We start from the raw sequence: 362 nt of genomic DNA, 5'->3' as shown, positions 1-362 counted from the left end.
CCCTAGGGCTGAAATATTACTTTGCCCGTACTTATCAATTTGCGTTGGCCCTATCATGGCGTGGCGTTTACGGCTCCACACATTGTCAAAAATGCGTGAAAAACCCATCCATGTTTCGTTACGCTGTACAAAATCATCGCCACGTGCGCCAATCGGATTTGGCTCACTCAGTAAGTAGGCTTCTGAGTCTGTCATCATTAAATCTGGGTTGTTAGTACTCATAGAAATACTCGCCGCTAAACGCGGAATAACCCCAATGCCGGTGGCAAGCACTTCACCATCGTTATCAAATGCGGTTGCTGCGGCACAAATCATTAATTCTGCCAAGCTGTATTGAGTTGCTGTCATTTTAATGTCCTGCC

At 46.1% G+C, this 362-nt stretch carries 1 pseudogene; it reads right to left on the bottom strand.

From position 1 onward, the window contains the following. Nucleotides 1-348 (bottom strand): annotated as a pseudogene (locus AAEY62_RS20880) (CoA-transferase subunit beta); the annotation flags it as partial. Nucleotides 349-362 lie beyond the last annotated feature (14 nt).

Source organism: Pseudoalteromonas sp. GW168-MNA-CIBAN-0100, from assembly GCF_040309225.1.
GTDB lineage: Bacteria > Pseudomonadota > Gammaproteobacteria > Enterobacterales > Alteromonadaceae > Pseudoalteromonas > Pseudoalteromonas arctica.
Note: the sequence above shows the minus strand (reverse complement) of the source record. Positions and strands in the feature narration are given on the sequence as shown.